This is a genomic window from Psychrobacter sp. FME13, from assembly GCF_014861395.1.
Lineage (GTDB): Bacteria > Pseudomonadota > Gammaproteobacteria > Pseudomonadales > Moraxellaceae > Psychrobacter.
The window spans coordinates 1-2,418 of record NZ_RRYV01000253.1; the positions used below are offsets into that span (position 1 = coordinate 1).

The following is a 2,418-nucleotide window of genomic DNA, read 5'->3' on the forward strand; positions in this document are numbered from 1 at the left end:
AAACTCAAAAGGCGATACATAGCCCAATGCACTGTGTATACGCTTTTTATTGAACCAATCTACCCAATTCAATGTCGCAAGTTGTACATTCGCTAAACCTTGCAAATCTGCTTTCAAATATTCAATCACCTCTGTTTTGTATAACCTATGCCCTGTTACAGCCAAAGCATTATCAAGGCCTAGTTATATATTTTTTCTTATGTTATCAAGCCAAGCTTGCATACTTGGTGTAAGCAAGCGATGACGGCGCCAAGCCATGACAAGCTCCCATTTTAACTGAGGTTGGGTTAGTGGCAAGCAGACTAATCCTGTTAAATCCAACTTTTGAGTATAATATTGAGGCAAAAGAGTCACACCCATATCCTGTTTTACCATGTCAAGAAGCAAGTGCCACTGATTGGTTTGGCAAATAATATTAGGTTCAAAACCTAGTGATTGACAGTTTTCTATAATCATTGGAGTAAATGATGAATTGGAGGTAAATAAAATTAGGGGTGCATTTGATAGTGATTTAAGTGTTACCTTCGTTTTTCGCTTACCCATACGGTTTTTATTTGCTACGACCACCACTGGATAGCAACATATCGACGAGTAGTCAAAATCATCGTCAATCGGCTTCATCAATGTTGCCACATCAAGTTGCCCCTCTAGAAGGGCCTGCTTAAGTGACTCAGCACCATCTTCGATAAGTGAGGTTTCTATACTAGGATGCATTTGGTAAAAGTTAAAAATAGCTTTGCTTAGTATTTCACTGCCTAACGGTGAAATCCCTAGACGCAACTTACCACCTATTAATTGCTGATAATCTACTACTGTTTGTTCAAGATTATCTGCCTTTTGTAAGATATCCACTGCTTGAATATAGAGGTGTTCGCCAATTTCCGTTAAATTAACTAGCCGCTTTTTTCTATGAGTCAACGGCTTATCAAACAGAGCTACGCCTAAATATTCTTCAAGGTTACTGATGGATTTGGTAACGGTGGGTTGAGTTAAATTGAGTTGGATACTGGCTTGAAGAAACCCACCTGTTTTTACGACTGTCACAAAGCAGCGTAATTGCTTGAAAGTTATCATAAATAATAGACCACATTTAAGAGAAAGAACGAAATTTATTATAGAAATTGGGAATAAAAATAAAAATATAATTCATAATTTATGACTATAGTATTTTTATAATAAGTAGTCTCTAATCAACAAACAACAACTATTATGCGTAATCTTAATCTTCGTCTATCCTCCTGTTTTTTAGCTAAAACAAAACTGGCACTTCAAAGGTTCTATGGCCAATCATGGCTTCATGTCCTTATGCAATGCGCTATTATCGCAGCTGTCTGGTATTGTGCTGCGATATTGGTTGAGTTATTGCATTTACCCGTATCCTCAGGCGTCTTAGGAGTATCTTTAATGCTGATCTTATTAATGAGTGGTGCTATCAAGGTTAACTGGGTCAGACTGGGGGCAAAATTTGTTTTGGGTGAATTAGTATTAATGTTTATCCCACTTATGATGTCAATACTTCAATACAAGGCGCTATTTATCAGTAAGGGCTGGCAATTAATGCTGACAATTATCTTAAGTACCGCGATGGTGATGTTAAGCTCAGCATTAACCTTTATTATGGTGCACCGTTTGCAACGTAGATTGTATCGACATCAGATTCATAAAGCCCAATTAAACCTAAAAAATAATGATAATGTGTGAGGATTTACAATGAATGTCTGGTCAATCCTTTGTCTCATTTGGACATTAGCTGCTTATTATATGGCTAAAGTAATCTATGTGCGCTATCGAAAATCTTGGCTAAACCCAGCTATCACGGTTCCAGTAATAACGCTTTCATTAATGATTATCTTTAATATCTCTTATGATACTTATTGGAAAGATACAGCTTGGATTGTGCAGTTACTTGCCCCCGCAACGGTTGCGTTTGCTATACCTATTTATGAATATCGTCGTTTAATACGTCGACATGCTTTGGCTTTGACCGCTTCCATAACTGTCGGGATGGTGGTGGGAGTCTTAAGCATATACCTATTCACTGGTTTGTTCCACTTTGATAAGACCTTGACCTATAGCTTGATGGCCCGTTCAATATCGACACCATTTGCGTTAGACTTATCTGAAAAAATTCACGGATCTTCCTCTTTAGTCTCATTGTTTACTTTGATCACAGGGATGGTGGGAATGATTTTAGGGGATATGATTTTGACTTTTTTTCGTATTCGCTCACATCTTGCAAATGGAATCGCATTTGGTAATGCATCACACGGTTTTGGTACAGCCCGGGCAAGTCAGCGCAATGAGGACGAGGGCGTTATAGCTAGTTTAACAATGATTTTAGCGGGATTGTTTATGGTATTCTTAGGCCCTTCATTAATACATGGCGTAATGTTATTTGGGCAAGTTTAAACAAATATA

General features: G+C 37.8%; 3 protein-coding genes and 1 pseudogene. 2 read left to right on the forward strand and 2 right to left on the reverse strand.

Annotation, left to right across the window (positions count from 1 at the left end; all coding sequences use genetic code 11):
• Window positions 1–174: pseudogene (locus tag EI164_RS15650) on the reverse strand (integrase core domain-containing protein); the annotation flags it as partial.
• A gap of 9 nt (window positions 175–183) precedes the next feature.
• Window positions 184–1,074, reverse strand: coding sequence for a LysR family transcriptional regulator (locus EI164_RS15655; protein WP_192520903.1), 891 nt, complete (start codon window positions 1,072–1,074; stop codon window positions 184–186).
• Between the two features lie 135 nt (window positions 1,075–1,209).
• On the opposite strand from EI164_RS15655, the gene EI164_RS15660 reads away from it, so the two are divergent.
• Together EI164_RS15660 and EI164_RS15665 are read left to right on the forward strand one after the other, a co-directional pair.
• A complete protein-coding gene (locus EI164_RS15660; RefSeq protein WP_192520905.1) occupies window positions 1,210–1,701 on the forward strand; it encodes a CidA/LrgA family protein in 492 nt (163 codons plus the stop codon).
• A 9-nt stretch (window positions 1,702–1,710) separates the two neighbouring features.
• Complete coding sequence (locus EI164_RS15665; protein ID WP_192520907.1) at window positions 1,711–2,409, forward strand: LrgB family protein; 699 nt, start codon at window positions 1,711–1,713, stop codon at window positions 2,407–2,409.
• Window positions 2,410–2,418: the final 9 nt, after the last annotated feature.

Coding starts and splice junctions, on each gene's coding strand:
- EI164_RS15655 (WP_192520903.1), bottom strand. CDS start 1,074: ATGATAACTTTCAAGCAATTACGCTGCTTTGTGACAGTCGTAAAAACA.
- EI164_RS15660 (WP_192520905.1), top strand. CDS start 1,210: ATGCGTAATCTTAATCTTCGTCTATCCTCCTGTTTTTTAGCTAAAACA.
- EI164_RS15665 (WP_192520907.1), top strand. CDS start 1,711: ATGAATGTCTGGTCAATCCTTTGTCTCATTTGGACATTAGCTGCTTAT.